General features: G+C 54.7%; 15 protein-coding genes. 10 read left to right on the top strand and 5 right to left on the bottom strand.

Features of this window, described 5'->3' with window-relative positions; translation table 11 throughout:
- The first annotated feature begins 2 nt into the window (after positions 1–2).
- The 3 genes from K239x_RS27120 (at position 3) to K239x_RS27110 (ending at position 4,609) form a co-directional block, all read left to right on the top strand.
- Positions 3–1,850 (top strand): adenylate/guanylate cyclase domain-containing protein, encoded by a 1,848-nt coding sequence (locus K239x_RS27120; protein ID WP_145421508.1) that lies wholly within the window; start codon positions 3–5, stop codon positions 1,848–1,850.
- Between the two features lie 2 nt (positions 1,851–1,852).
- Positions 1,853–2,530, top strand: coding sequence for a hypothetical protein (locus K239x_RS27115; RefSeq protein ID WP_145421505.1), 678 nt, complete (start codon positions 1,853–1,855; stop codon positions 2,528–2,530).
- Positions 2,531–2,818: 288 nt separating this feature from the next.
- The gene (locus K239x_RS27110) at positions 2,819–4,609 is read left to right on the top strand and encodes a hypothetical protein (protein WP_145421503.1); all 1,791 of its coding nucleotides are present in this window, start codon (positions 2,819–2,821) and stop codon (positions 4,607–4,609) included.
- Between the two features lie 26 nt (positions 4,610–4,635).
- Here the strand turns inward: K239x_RS27110 and K239x_RS27105 are convergent, their stop codons facing one another.
- Positions 4,636–6,255 (bottom strand): protein adenylyltransferase SelO, encoded by a 1,620-nt coding sequence (locus K239x_RS27105; protein WP_145421501.1) that lies wholly within the window; start codon positions 6,253–6,255, stop codon positions 4,636–4,638.
- Between the two features lie 414 nt (positions 6,256–6,669).
- Here K239x_RS27105 and K239x_RS27100 point away from each other — a divergent pair, with 414 nt between their 5' ends.
- The 5 genes from K239x_RS27100 (at position 6,670) to K239x_RS27080 (ending at position 13,203) form a co-directional block, all read left to right on the top strand.
- A complete protein-coding gene (locus K239x_RS27100) occupies positions 6,670–8,706 on the top strand; it encodes an FAD-dependent oxidoreductase (RefSeq protein ID WP_145421499.1) in 2,037 nt (678 codons plus the stop codon).
- Between the two features lie 7 nt (positions 8,707–8,713).
- Positions 8,714–10,144 (top strand): cytochrome c3 family protein, encoded by a 1,431-nt coding sequence (locus tag K239x_RS27095; protein ID WP_145421497.1) that lies wholly within the window; start codon positions 8,714–8,716, stop codon positions 10,142–10,144.
- 81 nt (positions 10,145–10,225) lie between these two features.
- A complete protein-coding gene (locus tag K239x_RS27090; RefSeq protein WP_419189447.1) occupies positions 10,226–10,885 on the top strand; it encodes a Tll0287-like domain-containing protein in 660 nt (219 codons plus the stop codon).
- An 88-nt stretch (positions 10,886–10,973) separates the two neighbouring features.
- Complete coding sequence (locus K239x_RS27085; protein WP_145421495.1) at positions 10,974–11,396, top strand: globin family protein; 423 nt, start codon at positions 10,974–10,976, stop codon at positions 11,394–11,396.
- Positions 11,397–11,634: 238 nt separating this feature from the next.
- Complete coding sequence (locus tag K239x_RS27080) at positions 11,635–13,203, top strand: sulfite reductase subunit alpha (protein WP_145421493.1); 1,569 nt, start codon at positions 11,635–11,637, stop codon at positions 13,201–13,203.
- 58 nt (positions 13,204–13,261) lie between these two features.
- Here K239x_RS27080 and K239x_RS27075 read toward each other — a convergent pair whose 3' ends face one another.
- Positions 13,262–13,858 carry a DNA-3-methyladenine glycosylase gene (locus K239x_RS27075; RefSeq protein ID WP_145421491.1) on the bottom strand — a complete coding sequence of 199 codons (597 nt, stop codon included), beginning with the start codon at positions 13,856–13,858 and terminating at the stop codon, positions 13,262–13,264.
- Between K239x_RS27075 and K239x_RS27070 the strand changes: the two genes are divergently transcribed.
- Positions 13,857–15,047, top strand: coding sequence for an amidohydrolase family protein (locus K239x_RS27070; RefSeq protein ID WP_145421489.1), 1,191 nt, complete (start codon positions 13,857–13,859; stop codon positions 15,045–15,047). The genes K239x_RS27075 and K239x_RS27070 overlap by 2 nt on opposite strands.
- Before the next feature lie 26 nt (positions 15,048–15,073).
- Here K239x_RS27070 and K239x_RS27065 read toward each other — a convergent pair whose 3' ends face one another.
- Complete coding sequence (locus K239x_RS27065) at positions 15,074–15,874, bottom strand: SDR family NAD(P)-dependent oxidoreductase (protein WP_145421487.1); 801 nt, start codon at positions 15,872–15,874, stop codon at positions 15,074–15,076.
- A 17-nt stretch (positions 15,875–15,891) separates the two neighbouring features.
- The gene (locus K239x_RS27060) at positions 15,892–17,766 is read right to left on the bottom strand and encodes a UbiD family decarboxylase (protein WP_145421485.1); all 1,875 of its coding nucleotides are present in this window, start codon (positions 17,764–17,766) and stop codon (positions 15,892–15,894) included.
- A gap of 89 nt (positions 17,767–17,855) precedes the next feature.
- Between K239x_RS27060 and K239x_RS27055 the strand changes: the two genes are divergently transcribed.
- Positions 17,856–19,349, top strand: a complete 1,494-nt coding sequence (locus tag K239x_RS27055; protein WP_145421483.1) for a leucyl aminopeptidase — start codon at positions 17,856–17,858, stop codon at positions 19,347–19,349.
- A gap of 13 nt (positions 19,350–19,362) precedes the next feature.
- Here K239x_RS27055 and K239x_RS27050 read toward each other — a convergent pair whose 3' ends face one another.
- Positions 19,363–20,583: an AAA family ATPase gene (locus tag K239x_RS27050; protein ID WP_145421481.1), complete on the bottom strand. Its 1,221-nt coding sequence runs from the start codon at positions 20,581–20,583 to the stop codon at positions 19,363–19,365.
- Between the last annotated feature and the right edge of the window lie 131 nt (positions 20,584–20,714).

The following is a 20,714-nucleotide window of genomic DNA, read 5'->3' as shown; positions in this document are numbered from 1 at the left end:
AAATGCCTGATTTAATTGCACAAGGTCCCGCCAGCATGGATCGTTGGCGGCGTGAAATTCCCAACGTGACCAGCGGCGCAGAGATTACGGTGGGCCGCAGCGATGCCGATTGGAATGTGCCCTGGGATTCACTGATCTCGCGCAAACACATCAAAATATCGCCGCGCGGTAACGATGCGATTCAGGTGACCGTCTTGCCGTCGTCTCGAAATCCAGTGTTTCACCGCGGACAACAGTCACGCCAATTTGTGCTGGTGCCCGGTGATCATTTCGCCATTGGCAAGACGACGTTTACGTTGGCTAACCGGCCGGGGGCGTCGGATGTTGTGAGCCCGGGGAATGTGACATCGCATGCCTACGATCACAAAGCCCTCCGGCGTCGAGGGTTCCGTGACGTATCGTCCCGAATCGACATGCTCAGCCGGCTCCCGGATCTAATCACCAGCAGCGGTAGCGACGAAGAACTCTTGGTACGGGTGACCAGCGTCATGCTGCAAGCAACGCCGTCTGCATCGGCAGTGGCCGTGGTAGCAATCGACAATCCGTCTTGCGAAGAAGTCGATGGTCAGGCGGTCAATGTTCTCCACTACGACAGCCGCTTGCCGGATGGTTTTGACAGCCTTGCCGATTCGAAGGGGCCGGCGGTTAGTTCCCGCCTTGTGCGCGAAGCCATTCGTAAACGCGAAAGTACCCTGCACTTGTGGTCGGCAGCGCGAAGCGATCAGCCCGCGTTTACCGCGACTGAAGAAGTGGACTGGTCGTTTTGTGTGCCACTGCGCAGCGAGGCGTGTCCCGGTTGGGCGCTCTACGTCACCGGAGATTTAGCAACACCGCCCGGCGCTGATTTAGGGCAATCGCTGCAAGCGGCGCCGGATGATCTGACGGACGATGTGAAATTTGCGGAACTGGTTGGAACCACGATCGCAAACTTGCGGCAAAGCCGTCGATTGGAACGCCGCCAAGCCAACATGCGTCACTTTTTTGCTCCGGTCGTGATGTCCGCATTAGCGGGACGCGATACGGACGAGGTGCTGGAACCGCGCGAGGCGGATTTGTCGGTCATGTTTTGTGATCTTCGAGGTTTTTCGCAGCGCAGCGAACGAGACGCGGACCATTTGTTGGAGTTGCTTGCCAACGTCAGCGATGCGCTGGGAGTGATGACTCGTCACATTTTGGGGACTGATGGAGTGATCGGCGATTTTCATGGTGACGCGGCGATGGGGTTTTGGGGTTGGCCGTTGCCACAAGCCAATGCCGCAAATCGAGCAGCTGAAGCAGCGATACGGATTCGACGCGAAAACGCCGCCGCCGATGAAGCCAGTCGCTTTCGTTGCGGCATCGGCATCGCCAGCGGACGTGCGGTAGCCGGTCGAATCGGCACGTCGGATCAGGTAAAAGTCACCGCGTTTGGTCCCGTCGTGAATCTTGCCAGCCGGTTAGAAGGAATCACAAAAGCTTTTGGCGCCGATGTTATTTTGGACTCGGCGACGACGGCGATGTTAAAGCAAACGCCCCAGCAAGATGCGTTTCGATTGCGTCGATTGGCAGTCGTGCGGCCAGCTGGATTCGAATCGCCCGTCGAAATCAGCGAATTGTTGCCCAGTGATTTGGTGGAGCGGTCGGCGAACCAGTCTGGGTTATCGGATCAGGTTTTGACGAACCACGAAATTTCGGAATACGAAGCAAGTCTTGATGCGCTGATTCGCGGTGACTGGGACGAAGCGTACGAACGTCTGCATTGCCTGCCTCCCTGGGATCGTCCCAAAGATATGTTGTTGTCCACTATCTTAAAACACAATCGAACACCTCCGTCATCGTGGGATGGTGTCATCGATATCCCAAAGCTGTAGACATGAACCTTTCAGGACCTAAACGCAACTCAACGACCGATCGCGCAAGGCTGGGTTTCAGTCGTGGCCATTGGATTGCTTTTGCGATTTTGATGTTGTTGGGTTGGATGAGCAATTCGGAGCAACGGTTCGTCGGTCGGCATCCAAGTGGTGGCGATTCGATCCAATGGGGGCTGTTGCGAACGACGAATCGGGTGATGACGTTGGACGCTCTGGGGATCAAAATTGCTCCGGGCAATGGATGGATCTGTTTGCAACCGATCGGTAGGTCGACCGAAGATTCGGAGCCAAAAAACCGAGTGGTTTTTGTCAATGCAAAGAGCCACCTGATCACCACCATTGATGCGAGACGGTTTCGCGCTTGGCCGCCTGTTTGGTCTACGTCCGATGAGGGGGAAGACCTGTCGTCAAAGCTACTTCGCTTGCAGGCGGAAGTATCGGTAACGGACGTAGTTCAGTTGCCAAAAATTTCACGCAAGCTCGTTAATAAACGCTACGGCCATATGCAAGTAGATTGGTTCCAGGCAATCGACGACGGGTGTTTGACGCGGCGATTCGGGCGGGTTGATACGGGAGCCGGTGAGCTGCTGATCGAGGTGCTGGTTCATGGCGGTATTTCGCAGAACCAAACGGAAACGGCCCTGGGTACCCTGTTGGAATCCATTCATCCGATCCGATAGGCCGGCGACAAGGACGGGGATTCTGGCATCTAAGCCGATTAAGATGGCCAATCCCGAAATCACTTGCTTTTGACGGGCTTTCTCGCCTTGCCCCTCTCCAGGACACACCCTTCGGCCTAGAATATCCATGAAACGAAAATCCGGCCTATTTTGCCCAGGTTATCCACCAGAATGAACGCGACGTCCGCTTGCCAGATGATCTTCCGACTCTGCTGCATTGCTGTGGGAACGTGCTGTCTAACAGCATCTGCAGCTGCGCAGGTGTCCGAATCCGAGCGACAGATCTTGGTGAGTTCGCTGCGCGATTCAGCAGCGATTTTTAACTTGGATCAATTGGATGCGATTGACGACGCAAAGGAATTGGTCAAGCAGCGGAGCGACGAGCTGATTGAGTACGTCAACCAAAACTCTGCGGATGTGAACCGTGATCGTTGGTTGGATTACTTGGACTTGGATCCGTTGCTAACGTTGATCGCCGATGATGAATCGTATGCAAAGATTTATCGCGAGAGCATCGCTGTCAAACACCGCCTGTATGGAACAGCCGAAGGGCTGGAGTTGTCCCGGTTTCGTGCTTTGCGAAGCGCGGTCGATCGGCTGATCCCCGCGTTAAAGTACAGCAAGAAAAAAGCCTACGCCAAACTTCTCTCCAAGAAGCTGAACAACGATGCGGAAGAATTGGAAGAGATGGAACCGATTCCAACTCTCAAGCAGCTGACCAAGGCCACCGAGTTGCTGGACCTCTTGAGCGAGACAAAGCAGACGTCGGGCACGAAAGATGTTCTGCGTCGAAATTTTGGTCAGCCCAACGTGTCGATCTGGGTGGGCGAAGACGTCATCAGGCGGGTAGTCAGCCGACCGGTCAATCAAACCGAATCCGTCATTGACTGTATCTTGGGAACCAGCATCAACGGTAAAGCGACGCTCACTGGAAATGTCACCGCAGACGTTTTTCCGATGCAGGGTGCCGTTGGTCTGAACGTTTCGATGACAGGTCAGGTGATCAGTCGCAATCGTGGTTATCATAAACCGGTCAACTTAATCACGTCCGGTTACGGTGATGTGACGGCTTCGCGAACGCTGTACATCAGCGAAGCAGGAATCAGCATGGAGCCTACTCACGCTCAAGCATGGTTGCGAACAGAAATTAATTCAATCAATCACCGCTTCCGAATCGTCCGCCGCATTGCACGGCGTAAAGCGGCCGAATCAAAACCGATTGCTGAACGAATCGCTGTCGAGAAGTTGCGACGCAAAGTAGGTGAATCTTTCGCCGATCAAGTGGCTCAGGCCGGCAACGTGCAAATTCCAGATGTCATGGAAAAAGCGAGACCAGTCCTTCAGCGGCTCGATATCCCTGAGCCAGCCAGGATGATTGGGTCAACCGATAACTCGGTTTATTTGCATTCGATCGTCCAGCGTGCCGATCAATTGGCAGCACCCAATGCAGCCCCGCCAATCCACCAGTCCTACGATGCGGCCATTCAAATTCACGAAACCGCAATCAATAATACTGTCGGATACCTATTAGCTGGACGGACCATTACTCAGCAGCAAATCGATCAACTGCTGGCTCAGGCCGGTCGTGCTCCTCAAACCAGCAACCAATCGGTTTCGGAATCAGACGACAAAGATGAAGCAGATGATGATGACGAAGAAGAGGAAGAGCCATTCGAAATTGATTTTGCTCAGTCGAGACCGATTATCTTCGAAGCTCGTGATGGTAAGGTCCGGCTGGGCATCAGTGGAACTCGATTTGCCCAGGGAAAACGCGTGCTGAAAAAAGCCGTGGAGATCGCCGCGACCTATGTCCCTGGGACCACTGCCGACGGGGCAGTGTTGTTGGTTCGCGAAGGTGACGTCGAGATCAAATTTCCCGGTACAAAGCGGCTTTCGGTTTCGCAAACCGCTACCAAGCGTGCGATCGAAAAGAACTTCCAAAACGTGTTTCCCGAAACGTTGTTGCATCAGCCGATTGTGTTGCCGCAAACGATCAAAGCCGAAGCACTTCGTGGCCAGGTTTACCGTCCGCGTATGATTGATTCGCAAGACGGTTGGCTGACGGTAGCACTACAGTAAGCGATAGTCTGTGCCGACCGTTCGTGCTAAGAACTACACGATAGCATCGAACAGCCGGCGCGATTCCGAGCCCATTCGGGACGTTTGGCTGCGTGGATTTCTCGGTCAGGTTGTTCGTCATAGGGCCGTCGCAACAGATCTAGCAATTCGTTGATCATGCTGTGATCACCCTGCTCTGCTTGGTCGATCGCAAGTTGGGCCAAGTAATTGCGAAGCACGTACTTGGGATTCACCGCATTCATTCTTACTTTACGCTCCTGGTTGGAAATGGCATCGCTTTGCACCCGGATCCGATAACGTCGGATCCAATCGGCGGTTTCGCGAAGCGCGTCGTCAGTCAACGCGTCAGGTTGGTAGTACGCTTCCCAGACGGGGAGTACTTCTTGGCGATTGTCGCTTGTCCCTGATTGGGATTGGCAATCGACTTCGGCCAGCTTGCGAAAGAAGATTGTCATGTCCGTTTCGACAAGCCGCAGTACTTTTAGAAGATCACCGTAAAGTTCTTGGTCCGTCTCTTGGCAAAACTGATTTAAGCCAAGCTTGGCTGTCATCATTTCGTCCCAACCCGACTCGAACGCATCGACGTAAATCTGTAAGCCTTTCTGCAGTGGTTCCACGTCATCAAACAATTCGACCAGCGCGTTGGCCAACTGCATCAGGTTCCACTGCGCGATCTGTGGTTGATGACCGTATCGGTATCGTCGGCCGTTGGCGTCCGTTGTGTTGGGCGTCCAGTCGGGATCGTAGTTTTCCAACCACCCGTAGGGGCCGTAGTCAATCGTTTGACCAAGGATTGACATATTGTCCGTGTTCATGACGCCGTGGACAAATCCGACGCGCATCCAGTGAACGATCATTTCGGCAGTTCGGCGACAGATTTCGTGAAACCAAAGTGTGTAGATCTCCGGCGTCAGATCGCCGGCTGGAGCAGGCAAATGTGGGAAATCAAATCGAATGGTATGGTCGACCAGTTTTCGCAAATTTACGGTGTCGCCGCGCGAAGCAAAGATCTGGAAGTTGCCAAACCGGGTGAACGACCGAGCGACTCGGCAAACGACGGCACCGATTTCGACTTTCGGATTACCGTCGTAGAACATGTCACGCATCACGCCTTGGCCGGTGGTGACCAAGCTAAGTGCGCGCGTTGTGGGCACCCCCAAATGATGCATCGCTTCACTGCACAGAAACTCGCGCACACTGGACCGCAGCACGGCTAGCCCGTCAGCGGTCCGTGAATACGGCGTCGGCCCCGCGCCTTTAAGCTGCAGCATCCAGCGTTCGTCGTCGGCGTTGATGATTTCGCCCAAGTTGATCGCGCGGCCATCGCCTAGCTGACCGGCCCAGTTGCCAAATTGATGACCTCCATAGCACATTGCGAATGGATCCATTTGGTCCAAAACACGGTTGCCGCCAAACACTTCGGCGAAATCGGCCGCATTGATGGCGTCCTCAGTGAGTCCCAGGGTCTGCGCGACTTCCGCAGAATACGCGACTAGCTGTGGATCGCTGACAGCGGTGGGAAGAACGCGCGAATAGCAGGCGTGTTCGATTTGCCGACGGGAATTCTGCTGGTTTGGGTCGCCGGGCAGCTCTCGCGTAAACGCGTTATCAAAGGTTAGAAGCGATGAGAGTGGATCGTTTTTCATGATTAGCTTTTCTAATGATAAGCGTTGGTGCGTGGCCTTGGAGCGACTGATCAGCTTAAAGCTCAGGCGGTTGTTGCGCAATTAATCAGCTCAAGTCAACTCGCTGTCTATGACAGGCCACGTGGTCATCAAAAATTTGCAAAAGCCCGTGGCTGAACTTTTGTCCTTCGACGGGTCTGCATCCGCCATCAGAGATGTTCAAGGGTTTTCGGTGGACAAACCGAAAGGGGGGCAGGAGGTCGCTGTGCGTTTTTGGCGCGCCAATTGCGAACCTCGCAGTCGACGTTGCACTCTCCGTGAAAGCCGATGTCAGGCCCGATGGCGGATGCGATTCCGTCTCGGCGTAGATCATCCTACTCAACCGATCGCAGGCGGTCATTGGCCCTGCGTACTGCTCGCTAGTTTCTTATCTGAATGGCAACCGCTGTCGAACCCGACGTCCGATCTGCGCAGAAACCTGCGCAACACCATGCTATCGCAATTCGCGAAAAGCTGTTGATCGTAGGTGGCGGAATGGCTGCTAATGGGCTTTGCCGGCGATTAGTAGATTTGGGGATCGCAGACCAGTACCAGATCACAATTTTCGGGGACGAGAAACACCGCAGTTACGATCGCGTGAATCTGTCGAAATTTTTTGACGGCAAAGGGGTCGACGATCTGCTGCTGTCCAGCGACGACTGGTACGACGCGAACAAGATTGATTTTTTGACAGGGCACTTCATTACAAAAATCGATCGTGACGCAAAAGTTCTGCATGATTCCCAAGGCCGTCGATTCGAATACGATCAGCTTGTTCTCGCGACGGGGTCGCGAGCTTGGATGCCTCCGATTGAGGGCCACGATTCACCGGGAGTGTTTGTCTATCGCACACTCGCCGATCTGGAAAAGATCAAAGCACATGTGCAGCGCGTTGGTGCAGAAGTCGGCGCGGTCATCGGTGGTGGTTTGCTGGGGCTGGAGTCCGCCAAAGTTCTTGTCGATCTGGGCCTTCAGACAAGCGTCATCGAAATGGCTCCGGGGTTGATGCCTCGGCAGTTGGACAACCATGCTGCTGCGCGATTGAAAGATCACGTCGAATCGATTGGCGTCGATGTTCACTTGGTCCGGCGGACCGAGAAAATTGTCTCCGATGGCGACGGCCGGCTTACGTTGCATTTCAACAATGCCGAACCTACGAACGTTGACATTCTGATCGTCGCAGCAGGCGTTCGTGCAAACGATCAGCTGGCCAAGCGTGCTGGGCTGGCAATCGGCAACCGCGGTGGAATCGTGGTGGACTACCGAATGCAAACCTGTGATCGAGACATTTTCGCGATTGGTGAGTGCGCTGCTTTCGACAACCACATCTACGGTCTCGTTGCGCCGTGCTATCAAATGGCCGATGTGTTGGCACGGCGATTGGCCGGCGAAAAGGCTTACTTTCTTGGCGCTGACGAATCGGCTGAATTGAAATTGCTGGGTATTCCAGTGGTCGTGTTGGGCCGGGCCATCGGTCAGTCGGCTTCGTGCGTCGTGCTGTCTCAGGAAGACGAGGGAGCCTACCGCAAAATCATCATGGAACAGGGGCGATTCGCGGGCGCGGCCTGTGTTGGTCACTGGGAAGAATTGCCACTGGTTCGCGATGCGATCCGATGCAACAAAGGGCTCTGGCCCATGCAGCGAGCTCGTTTTGAAAAGACAGGATCGCCTTGGCCGACGACGGGCCAGCTTTCGGTCAATGACTGGCCTGACACCAGCATTGTTTGTTCTTGTTTGAGCGTCACCAAAGTTCAGCTGACTGATCAAATTGCTTTGGGAGTGACCGATGTGGAAGTGCTGGCGGAAAAGACGCGAGCATCAACCGCATGTGGTAGTTGCCAGTCCTTATTGTGTGAACTGGCTGGCAATTCGACCGAAGTTTCCGCAACCGCGGGGACGCGAACCATGATGCTGGCTTCCCTGGCGGCGGCCTGTTTTCTGGTGACGTTTCTGTTCGTGTCACCGATTCAGTTTGCGCAGAGCGTCCAAGATGGTTGGCGCGATGTCGATGTACTTTGGCGAAGCGATTTGGCAAGGCAGATTACGGGATATACCACGTTGTCGCTCACTCTTTTGGGGCTCGTCTTTTCACTACGCAAACGCTTCGATTGGTTTCAGTGGGGAAGCTACGGACTTTGGAGAGCGATCCACGGGGTGCTGGGCGCTGGCGTGTTGATCGCTTTGGCCGTCCACACGGGATTCAGTCTGGGAGCAAATCTGAACTTTATCTTGGCAATCGTATTTCTTGGGACTGCCGCGTTTGGAAGTGCGGCGGGGATCGTCAGTAGCATGGAGAGTCGCGCGACTGGCACCAAAGCAATGACGCTTAGACTTTGGCGCCCCCGATTGACGCATCTGCACCTGTGGTTGTTCTGGCCACTCCCGGCATTGATCGCCATCCACGTGTTTTCCTTCTACTGGTTTAGTGATTAAAGCCGCTATGGACCAGTCAAATTCAGAATTGCGAACCGCCAAGTGGTTGCTTTGGGCATCGATCAACTTGCTCATCGTAGGCTACTTTGCGTACGCCATCACGGCACCCGCGTCGATTGTCAAACGCCCACTGTTGCCGGGCAAAACGACGCATGGTCACTACCAGATTGAACTGGACTGCGACGCTTGTCATGCGCCCGTGGCGAATGAAAAGACGCATTCCAAATCAAACGTCATGCAGGACGCCTGCAACCGATGTCATGCCGACCAATTGTCATTGGCCAAGGACACTCATCCCGCGGCGAAGTTCAATGATCCGACCAATGCGGATCGCTTATTGATTCTCGATGCGCAAAATTGCCTGTCATGCCACCAAGAACACGTTCCAGATCAAACGGGACAGTCCGGATTGACAGTTCCCACGGACTACTGTTGGCATTGCCACCAGGATGTCGCAGACTCTCGGCCTAGTCATGTCGGGATGGCATTTGACAGTTGTGCGACTGCCGGTTGTCACAACTATCACGACAACCGAGCCTTGTACGAAAAGTTCCTTGACCAGCATCATGGTGAACCGGATTACTTGAGCATCGCAGCATTGCCAAAACGTAATTCCTTTGACAAGTGGTCCGCCGAACATGCGGATTCGGTGAGTCTGGTGGCTTCGCAGAGCGATGCGCCGTTGGTAGCCAAGGGCGATGCACGAATTCCTCCGCTTTGGCAGCAATCTGCGCATGCGGCTGCGGGCGTGAACTGCCGTGGTTGCCATGGCGAAATGAACGAAAACCAGGTCGACGAATGGACAAACTCGGTAGCAATTGATGCCTGCGGTGAATGCCACCAGCGGCAAACCGAGTCGTTTGTTCGAGGGAAACACGGCATGAGGCTGGCTAGTGGGTTATCGCCAATGACACCTGCGCAAGCACGATTGCCCATGCACAGCGACGCGGCCCATCGCGAACTAACTTGTGCTGCGTGCCACGATGATCATGAATTTGACACACAGTATGCTTCGGTTGGTGCTTGTCAGAAATGCCATGCCGATGCGCACTCAATGGCGTATGAGAATTCTTCGCATGCGGTTCTTTGGCAACAGGAACTCGCCGGCGAATTGCCCGCAGGCAGTGGTGTGACCTGTGCGACGTGTCACATGCCGCGGATGACCGAAGGTGATGAAGTCTGGGTGTCGCATGACCAGAATGCGAATCTCCGCCCCAGCGAGACGATGGCTCGCGAGATTTGTGCACACTGCCACGGTCTTGAGTTTTCGCTGAGCTCGCTGAGTGATCCTGCGCTGGCGGAGAACTGCTATTCCAGCGAACCAGCGACTCGGATTGAAAGTGTTCAGATGGCCCACGATTGGTTTGTCCAGCGAGCCGAAGCAAAAGCCCAGCGCGCGGCTGAGAAGGCCAGGCGATCTACGAAGACAAAGGACTGACGCTGCTACACCAGAATTCACTGCATTCCCAATTGAAAGATGTCTGTTTTCACTTCTTGGTTCGTTTTTATGAGTATGTCGATGAAAAATTTATCCTTCGCTGTTGCCACCACTCCTTCGGTAGAGACTAAACCGAATCAACAACTTGCTGTGTTGCTGGCGGTTGGCATGTCGATAGCCCTTGTTTGCATGTCAGGCTGCGGCAGTGGATCTGCCGAAGCGTCATCCACACCGGGCGCAGGAATCTCGCCGCAGCAATTTGCTGACGGTGTGCATGCTGTGATGATGGCCGATCGAACTGTCTATGCGACGCATGTTGTGACGAACCTTAAAAAGCAAGAAGCCCCCGTCACCGCCGACGAGTATTGGGAAGACAGCGAGAATGCGATCCCGCTGCCGGCGCAGATGTTTCGCATGGGGGCGGAGTTGGTCGACAAAAACCCGCAGGCTGGATTTACGTATTCACTACGAAGCAAATGGCCGCTAAATGAACAGCACCAAGCCAAGAACGACTTTGAAAAACAGGCTTTAGAGTTTCTGGATAAAAACCCTGGCGACAACTTTTATGGTGAAGAGGAACTTGGCGGCAAAAAGTACTTTGTCGCTGTTTATCCCGACCGCGCCGTCGCTGAAGCGTGCTGGAGTTGCCACAACGACCATCCCAATCGCGGCGAGTCCTATCCCGAGTTCGCCAAAGACGATGTGATGGGCGGTGTCCTGGTTCGTGTACCGATGCCTTAGGCCGAAGACTTTTGCTTCCTTGATTCATCACGGATGTCGATTACGGCAAGGACGCCTTCATTCTGTTACACATGTAATCCAAAACGATATGACACCTAATCAAATTACACTGGTCCAAGGATCGTGGGAAAAAGTAAAACCCATTTCTGACAAAGCCGCCGAGCTCTTTTATGGACGTCTTTTTGAGTTAGATCCTGAGCTAAGGCCCCTGTTCAAAGGCAATATGCAAGAACAAGGAAAGAAGCTGATGGCGACTCTGAATCTGGCCGTGGCGTCGTTGACCAAGCTGGACACGATTTTGCCGGCCGTCCAAGAGTTGGGGCGAAAGCACGTGAAGTATGGCGTGCCACTTTCCAGCTACGCAACAGTCGGGGAGGCTCTTTTATGGACACTCGGACAGGGCTTGGGTGATGAGTTTACCGACGACGTCAAAGAAGCGTGGACGCTAACCTACGTGACGATCAGCAATGTGATGATTGATGCCAGCAAGGAAGTGATGGCCAGTGAGTAGGGCCAGCGAGTCGACTCTGTGAGTCGTTCGCATCTTTCTTGATCAGTCTAACCAGGTGGGCTAATCGGAGCCGTCGACAAATTCCGATCAGTCACCCGATTGCTGCGCGAAAGATTTGAGGTCGTGTACGACGATCTAAAGCGCCGAAAAGACCGATGCCAGCAGTGCTGCACCCTCAAGGCGATGCAGAATCGCTGCTGATTTCTATCGGATTTTTAGGCTCAGCGACAACGATCAGATGATTCCCGAAACACCGCTTCTCTCAGACGCTCAGCATGCTTGGCTCAATGGGTTTGTCACCGGGTTCTTAGGTGTCGAACCAACCTTGGTTTCGGATGGCGCGTTGGCTGCGGCGGGATTGACGACCGAAACGGTGATCAAACCATCGGAACCTGACGAAGAAGATTTTCCCTGGCATCAGCCGGAATTGCCAATCGTCCAGAGGTTGGCGATGGCTGACGGTCGACCACTGAATCGTCGCTTGATGGCGGCAATGGCTCAGTTGAATTGCGGTTCATGTGGCTATGAATGTCAGACCTACAGTGAAGCGATCGCAGCTGGGAACGAATCGGATCTTACGCTCTGCAGCCCCGGTGGCAAAGAGACAAAGCAGATGTTGAAATCGCTGGTCAAAGAATCCGGTGGGATCAATCAAGTTGGACCGATCGAGCAGGCGACTGTTTCAAGCGGTTACAGTCGTCGCCGGCCTTTCCCCGCGAAGTTGATCGGGTCGGAACCATTGAACCGGAGTGGTTCTGCGAAAGACACTCGGCATGTCGCTATTGACCTTGCTGGTTCGCAATTGGAATACACGGTGGGCGATGCTCTGGGCGCTTGGCCGACCAATAGCAGCGAATTGGTTGCCTCGATCGTGCAGTTGATGGATGTAGACCCGGTTGACGAGGTGGTGACTCCACTGGGACATACCAAGCTGTTTGCGACGGCGCTTTGCGAAGATTGTTGTCTGAAAGATCCCACCGACGAATTGCTTCAACGGTTGCTCAGCAGCACAAACGATGAAACTGCCAAACACAAGCTTGGCCCCTTGCTGGACAAGGGGGTACCCGAAGGCGTTGATGTTCTGGATGTGTTGCAGATGACGCCGGATGTTCGATTGAAGGCATCCGAGTTGGTCGAATGTTTGGAGTCGATCAAGCCGCGACTGTATTCCATCGCCAGCAGTATGAAAGCGGTCGGAGCTCAAGTTCACTTGACGGTTGGCAAAGTCAGCTACCAGCGTGATGATCGACTGCGGTTAGGCGTCGCTAGCACGATGTTTGCCGAGCGTCTCCACGCAGGCGACAAAGTCAAAGTGTTTGTTCATCCAAACCGCTCGGGGTTCACGGTACCCAGCGATAGCACGCGGCCGATGATCATGATCGGGCCGGGCACGGGGATCGCACCGTTCATCGCTTTTCTGCAAGAACGCGAGGCCGTTCATGCGAGCGGAAAGAACTGGCTGTTTTTCGGCGACCAGCACGAAGCGTTCGACTTTCTTTACGAACAGAAGCTCCAGGATTGGCTCGCCAAGGGCACGCTGGCTCATTTGAGCACTGCGTTTAGTCGCGATGGAAACGCGAAAGTTTACGTCCAGGATCGCATGCGGCAACACGGCGAGCGACTCTGGCAGTGGATCGAAGAAGGTGCTGCGATCTTTGTCTGCGGGGACGCATCACGAATGGCCGCTGATGTCGATCAAGCTTTGGTAGGCATCTGTCAAAAACACGGACGGATGAATCAAGCTGATGCACACAGTTTCGTCGCGCGACTGAAGGAAAAGCAAAGGTACGTCCGCGACGTGTATTGATGTCGATCCGGGCGCCAGCGTCACGACAGATCCGCATGCCGAACGGTGCTTTATCAGATCATCGACTGAGAAAGCGACTGCCGCGTAACGTGAATCGCAGCAGTTGCTCTTTGGCTGTGCTGATGCCGATCCGAGGTGACGCGTCGACCGTGAAGTCGTCTTTTTCGGCAATCTTGGCGATGCGAAACGTCTTGCTTGAGAGTAAGTTGATTCCGTCGTGGCCACGATCGACCTGCAAGGCTTGGCACATCATCGCAGGTCCGCGAGTCAAACGGCGAATATCCTGATAACCTCGGTGAAGCTTCATTTGTTCGATGCCCCAAATCGGCCGGATTGCGCGAATCAAGACGGCAGCGCCGTGGTCAATCTCTTCGGTCACGACATTCATGCAGACCTTGGCGTGAATCGGATACACGTACAACGTGCCGGCAGATTCAAACATGGAGTTGTTGCTTTTCGTTCGACCGCGACTGCTGTGACTGGCCAGATCACCGTCAGCGAGATAGGCTTCCGTTTCTACAATTTGCCCACCGATCCAGGTGTCGTCATGGCGATGGACGATCGCGTGTCCGATCAGTGTTTTGGCGACGATTTCGGTGGAGCGTGCAAAGAATGATGCGGGCAAGCAATCAACCCGACGCGGCAGTTTGGTCATGAATAAAAATGTAGCTGACAGTTCAACGCAAGTCATTGCCGCGCGATGGATCATTCCTGTGATCAGTGAACCAATCCAGGGTGGATGGGTTCGTTTGCAAGGCAATCGTGTTGTCGAAATCGCAGCAGGAAAACCGCCCGAGTGTGCGACCGATTTGGGAGACGTCGCTATCTTGCCAGGGTTGGTCAATGCACATACGCATCTGGAGTTTTCTGATTGCGCCCAACCCATCGGGCAGCCCGGTGTGCCATTGGCTCAGTGGATAGGCCAAGTCATCGCCGCGCGGTCGGCCACAACCACCCAGGCGCGACAGCAGGCAATCCAAGCCGGTCTGGCCGAATCGGTTGCCGCGGGCGTTTGTCTGATGGGTGACATTGCGACTCCACCGATCCGATACGACGGGGACACGATCGACTTGGTCAGTTTCGCCGAAGTCGTGGGGCTAGGTGAATCGCGATGGCGTGAACGATTGCAGTCAGCGACCGATTACAACAAGTCATTTGAAAAGGCCGCGTGGAGTCCACATGCGCCGTATTCGACTTCTACTGCAGCGATCGATGCTTGTGTCCAGCGAGCCAAGACATCTGGCAGACCGCTGTCCATGCATGTCGCGGAATCCCCCGCCGAACGCGAGTTGCTTTGTAGCGGTACGGGGCCATTTGCAACGGCGCTGCGTTCGATTGGTGTTTGGCAGGATGACCTGTTTCCTTGGCCGGGCGATCCACTGGTGGACTTGATTGACCAGCTTGCCGAGTCTCCTCACGCATTGTTGATCCATGGCAATGATTTGCGTTCCAAAGAGATCAGCGCGATTGCCCAGCATGCTAATTTGACGGTTGTCTATTGCCCGCGGACGCATGCGTTCTTTGGCTACGATCGTCACCCGGTAGCAGACATGATTCGAGCGGGAATCCCAGTTGCACTGGGGACCGATTCGCGAGCGAGTAATCCCGATTTGAATTTATGGTCAGAGGTGCAGTTTCTTTTGCAGCATCGAATGGATATTGATCCAGGTGCCGTGATCGGAATGGCGACGGTCGCTGGTGCCAATGCGTTGGGGCGTCGTGATGTCGGGCGATTGGTCGTCGGCGGTTCCGCCAGCTTGGGTGTGGTAACGACGGAAGCCGCGGACCGTCAAGCTTTGTACCGGGATCTCGCGCAACACGCCTATCGTCCGTTCGCATCGTAGCGTCTGGCTGTACCGAATAGCCTGTTTCAACCGGTGTTCATTCCGACTTGAAGGCCATCGGGGGCGTAGATTTGCCGGCCGCCGTCGACAGGCAGGCAAACGCCAGTGACAAAATCGTTTTCGCACAGAAATTGCGCGGCGTGGGCGACGTGCTCTGCCGTACCGACTCGTCCCACCAAAGTGCTGTTTGCGACCTTTTGTTGATGTGACTGGTCGACGTCTTCGGCCAACAGTACCGGCCCCGGTTGGATGCAGTTGACGCGGATGCGATTGTTGCGAGCAGCGAATTCGACCGCGAGCGACCGCGTCATTACTTCGATCGCGCCCTTGCTGGGAAAATAGGCTGCGTGATCCATGTACGGTCGCACGGTCGCCCAATCGCCGATGTTAACGATCGATCCGCCGCGATCTTGCTGGACCATCAAGTTGCCCACCGCGCGAGCACATAGAAATGAACCAAGTGTGTTGATTTGAAAATAGCGACGTACTTCGTCAGGTGTGATGTCGTCCAGTTTGGTAGGACTCCAGATCGCTGCGCTATTGATCAGAATATCGATGCGTCCAAACGTTGCGTGCGTTTTGTCGACGATGCGCTGCGGAGTTTCGTCGTCCGTCAAAGATCCCTGCGTCACGATGGTTTGGACGCCAAATTTATCTTGGATGTTGGCGGCGGCCTCGTTTGCCTCCTCCACGCTTGTGTTGGCGTGCAAAGCAATATTGCATCCCAGGCTAGCGAAATGAGTTGCGATCGCGCGCCCGACGCGTTTTGATCCGCTGCCGGTAACCAATACGACTGGCGCTGGTGTTTGGAATGTATCTTGAAGCATGCGAGGTTTCCGACGGTTTACAGAAATCGAGCCAGTGCATCACCACGCGTTGCACGCGCGTCGACTTTGGCGATCGTTTCGGGATCTTCGATCAAAGGAGGAGCGTGGTGTGGCTTTGTTCGCGCATCAATCACGAGCGATCCGTGGCAGCCCCAATGCTTATCGATGGTGATTGCGTCGACGCCTTGGATGTCGATCGCAGGATTGCTGCGGGTAAATGTGGACCAAAGCCAATTGTTTAAACTGGCGGCTGCAAATTGGCTATTGTCGACTAGCGTGATCAGCGGGGTGCCATCCAACGACCGATCGCCCGCGAACTGGTCTATAAAAGACTGAACATCGTTGTTCCCGGAGGCCTTGCTGAAGTGCGGAGCCTGTACCGCCATCACGCCTGGCATGACCAGACGTGGTTCACTGAACCCAGTAGGGAGCGACCGACTGAGATTGATTTCGGTCGCCAGTTCGCGAACCGGTTGCCCAGTCGCAGCGATGACGACTTTGGAGCCTTTGTTAAATCCAGTGCCGCTGTAGTCCAGAGTATCGATCGTGGTCTGTGTGTGAAAATGAACGTCGCGGCGCCAGTCGACACGCCGCAAAATGTGCTGCATGAAAGCAGCGATGTCATGGATTTTTAGATCTTCATCAGGGTCGTCGGTGATCCATAGATACTTTGCCAAGGAAAGCTGGCCGTTGCCAAGGATCGCATTGGCTTGGGTCAGTAACTCTTGCGGTTCCTTTGCCTTTAAATAAGGCATGTAGCGCTCACTGCCGATCGCCAGCAGCAGTGGATGCACTCCCGATGCATCGACCGCATGAACCGCTTGGACACCGGGAATCACTGTCGGAATGATGGGGTCGGTTAGCTCGTGAATCAATTGCCCAAACGTCGTGTCCTCTTGCGGTGGGCGGCCTACCACGGTGAACGGCCAAATCGCGTCTTCGCGGTGCCAAACTTTCTGGACTTTCATCACTGGAAAATTGTGTTGCAAGCTGTAGTAGCCGAGGTGATCGCCAAACGGGCCTTCGGGTTTGGATGCGTTCGGGGCGATCGTTCCGACAATTGCGAAGTCAGCATCGGCATACACCGGCGCGTGGTTGCCCTTGATCATTCGAGCCCGTCGGCCACCAAGAGCACCGGCGAAAATCAACTCCGTTAGTCCTTCGGGGAGCGGCATGACAGCCGAGAGCGTCATGGCTGGCGAACCGCCGGTGGTGATCGCGACTTGCAGCGGTTCGCCGCGATCCATCGCCGTTCGATGGTGGACGCCAATGCCGCGGTGGATTTGATAGTGCAAGCCGACTTCATTGTCCTCATACTCGTTGCCCGAAAGTTGAACGCGGTACATTCCCAAATTGACCCGCATCAGATTGGTGGGATCCAAGGGATCTGCGCTCAAAACTTGTGGCAGAGTGACAAATCCTCCGCCGTCATCGGGCCAGCACTTAAGCTGCGGCAGATCCGCGACGGTGCACGAATTTGCACTGACAGGACCACGACGAACCTTTTTGGGCAGCGTGTGAAGCGCCGTGAGTGGGACACCGCGGTAGCGAAAGGGACGTTTTGGTAGCGCGGAGGGATCAATCTTGATTTCGATCAATCGCCGCACCGATTCCAGTGTGTGACGAAACAAGTATCGGGCTTGTTCGAGCGACCCGAACAAATTGGACGCCATCGGAAATTTTGTCCCGCGGACATTTGTAAACAAAAGCCCGGGGCCGCCTCGTAAATACACGCGCCGCTGGATCTCGGCCAACTCCAAGTTCGGATCGACTTCATCGTCAACTTGGATCAGTCGACCATCGGCCCGAAGGTCTTCTACGACGTCTCGAGTGCTGCGGTGTTTCAACGTTCGATTTCTTGCAAGGATGTCGGCTGGCCGATGACGGTACATTTACTGCGGGTAGGATAACCGCGATGGCGGCGCTAGACTAACGGTCCAATCAATAACCGCTGCGTCGACAAACGAAGAGGACTTTTACCATGCTTCCCCGTCTGCCTTTTCCACAGCCACGCCTTGGCATAGCCACCGATCCGACAACCCAGGATTGCGACGTTCTGATCGTCGGAATTACGACTGCATCGCAAGTTTCCGGTTCATTCAAACGGATCGACGAAGTAGGTGGCGGCTGGATTAGCAAACTATTGGATGCTGGCAAGGTTAGCGGCAAGGAGGGCGAAATGACGCTGATTGCTAGCCCGAACAAAGTCAGTGCGGCCATGGTGTTGCTGGTAGGACTGGGCGATCAGGACCAGCTTGCTCTGGTTGAAGTGGCCCGAGACAAGATGTTTCGGGCGTCCGCTGCCGCGATACGCAAATTGATCGACAAAGACCAAGAACGAATCGTTGTCGCGCTCCCGGAGTGTTGCGATCGATCAGTGCACGACGTCGTGGTTTCCGGTGTGCTCTTTGCCTTAGAAGGCGAAGCGATTTATCGCAGCGAGCCGGTGATCAAAGTGCCCGCGGCAATCGATTTTGTTGGTATCGACCAGGCAGCCATTGACCGCGGCGTCGCGATTGGCGAATCGATGAACCAAACGCGGCGTTTGGTCAACGAACCGCCGTCTGTGATCTATCCAGAGAGCTTTGCTGCAAGAGCCGTTGAACTTGGCGAATCGGTTGGTCTGGATGTTGAAGTTTGGGACAAAGAACGACTTGAAAAAGAGAATTGCCGCGCGATGTTGGCAGTGGGGGCGGCATCACCCAAGTCGCCGCGACTAGTGATTTTGCGTCACAACGGAGGTGGCGACGAAGCTCCGTTGGCTCTGGTTGGTAAAGGCGTCACGTTTGACAGCGGAGGGTTGTCGCTGAAGCCAAGCGAGGGAATGAAGGCGATGAAATGCGATATGGCTGGCGCTGCAACGGTGGTGGGTGTCATGCATGCGATCGCGAAACTGGGCATCAAACGCAATGTGATCGGTTACTGCGGGCTAGCTGAGAACATGGTCAGTGGCGATAGCTACAAACTCGGTGATGTCATCAAAACACGGAATGGCAAGACGATTGAAATCCTAAACACAGATGCCGAAGGACGCGTCGTTTTAGCAGACACGCTGGATGTGGCGATCGAATCCAAGCCGGCGGCCATGGTGGATCTGGCGACGCTCACTGGAGCATGTCTAGTCGCCCTTGGCAAAGAAGTGGCCGGGCTGATGACCAACGATCAAACGGTCTGCGATGCGGTCGCTGCTGCGGCTAACGCGGAGGGCGAACCAGTCTGGCAACTGCCGATGTTTGAACTTTACGATGAGAAGATCAAAAGCAAAGTGGCCGACATTCGCAACATTGGCGACGCGCGTTGGGGCGGCGCAATCACAGCCGCGAAGTTTTTAGAGAACTTTGTGGGCGATACGCCGTGGGTCCACATCGATATTGCTGGACCTGCGTTTGCCGACGCGCCTCTGGCTCATCGAGACGCCGGAGCGACCGGCGCCCTTGTGCGGTCGCTGGTTCGCTGGATCGAAACAGTCAGCTAAGCAGCGATTCGTGCTACTTCGTTGCACCGGGCCAGAACTTTTTCCAGCCGCCACCAGAACCTGCCGCCGCCGATGCCTCTTCGCCAGTTTCGTCGGTGGTCGTTTGGCCTTGGATCTTTGCGGCCAAGTCGCGAATAGCCTGCGTGATCGCTGCTTTGGGAGCCTGGGTGATCAACGGCACACCGTTATTGCGAACTTCGACCATTGTCCGGTAGTCATTGGGCAACAACGCGTAGATTTCGCGGCCCAAAGTATCCTTGGCTTTTTTCAGGCTGATTTGACCCGAGTCCAGTCCGGCACGATTGACCACAATCTCCACCTTATTCTGGAGACCATCGATCTCCTCAAAGCTCATCATCAACCGGACGACGTTTCTTAGACAAGGCAAGTCTAGTTGCGTTACCAACAACACATGCGATGCGCTTTCGATCGCTGCCATGTCGACCGAACTGTAGGTCTTGGACAAGTCGATGATCAGGTGAGTGAACGAGGCTTTCATCAGCCCGATTACTTTGCGAACACTATCGTCCGTGATCGCTTCGGTATCGTGCAATTCGACCGGACGCGGAAGCAGGTACAGACCGCTACTGTGTTTGGTGAGCGACTGCTTGAGCAATTGGATGTCTAGCCGAGCAACGTTTTGGACCACATCCGCTAGCGTGTAATCCGGAATCGCGTCGAGAAAAACATCGGCATCGCCGAGCGCCAAGTCCAAGTCGATCAACGCAACGCTGTTGCGTGAATCAGCGGCCAGCACGCAGCCCAGATTGACAGCCGTGCTGGTCGAACCAACACCCCCTGTTGCACCGGCAACAGCGATGACTTCGCAAGACCGTGATCCGCTGTCGGTCATGCCAAATTTTTGTTGGCCGACACGCAGCAGTGCACTCGACAGATCTTCGGCTGACATTGGCAGAGTCAAAAATTCATCTGCACCGGCGCGAATCGTACGCAGGATTTGGTGTCCATCGGTGCTTTCGCTAGCTGCCAGAATCGAAGTGTCCGGCGCATTGGCGGACAGTTCTTTGATCAGTTCGATGGCACGCTCTGGGTCAGCATCCAGCGCGACGACGCCGACATCCGGTGCGGTTTGTTCGATGATGTCCGCGTAGAACTCATAGCGAGAACAGTCTGCTTCCAACCAGACAGTGTCCATCCCCAAGAGCATCGCTTTGAGCGATTCGCGGTTCTGGTCGTTTGGTTCGACCAATGCAATTCGTAGTACGTTGCTCATAAGAACTCTTTGTGGTTCCATGACTGTCGATCGTAAAATCAACAAGCACGATCGGCAGTGGTTTTTGCAATTCGTTTCTTACACAATCGCCGAGTCAGGCGACCCGGACGATCTAATCCGCAAACCCTTTG

Origin of the sequence: Stieleria marina (genome assembly GCA_007741555.1) — a bacterium.
GTDB lineage: Bacteria > Planctomycetota > Planctomycetia > Pirellulales > Pirellulaceae > K23-9.
The sequence above is the reverse complement of the archived record's forward strand: the minus strand, read 5'-3'. Positions and strand labels throughout refer to the sequence as shown.